The sequence below is a fragment of the Paraburkholderia bengalensis genome, from assembly GCF_037126505.1.
GTDB lineage: Bacteria > Pseudomonadota > Gammaproteobacteria > Burkholderiales > Burkholderiaceae > Paraburkholderia > Paraburkholderia bengalensis.
This window is the reverse complement of the sequence record NZ_JACFYJ010000315.1, coordinates 1-434: the sequence shown is the minus strand read 5'-3', so window position 1 is coordinate 434 and position 434 is coordinate 1. Positions and strand designations below refer to the sequence as shown.

1 protein-coding gene is annotated in these 434 nt (G+C 63.1%); it reads right to left on the bottom strand.

Features of this window, described 5'->3' with window-relative positions:
* A partial coding sequence (locus H3V53_RS43450) for an ABC transporter ATP-binding protein (protein WP_336603076.1) occupies positions 1-434 on the bottom strand: 434 nt, incomplete at both ends.

The following is a 434-nucleotide window of genomic DNA, read 5'->3' as shown; positions in this document are numbered from 1 at the left end:
TCGCCCGACATCGTGATCATGCCCGAGTCCATCACATAGCCGCGATCCGCGGCCTGCAGCGCCAGCCGGGCATTCTGCTCGACCAGCATCACCGTGATGCCTTCCTTCGAAATCTCGCGCACCACTTCGAAGATCTTCTCGACCATGATCGGCGACAGACCCATCGACGGCTCGTCCAGCAGCAGCAGCTTCGGCTTTGAAATAACAGCACGCGCCATCGCCAGCATCTGCTGCTCGCCGCCCGAGAGCGTGCCCGCCAGCTGCGTCGCGCGTTCCTTCAGGCGCGGAAAGAACCCGAACATCCGCTCGACGTCCTTCCTGATGCCGTCCGTATCGCTGCGCAGATACGCACCCATCTGCATGTTCTCGACAATCGACATGCGCGCGAAGATGCCCCGCCCTTCCGGCACCATCGCGAGGCCGCGCTTGAGCAG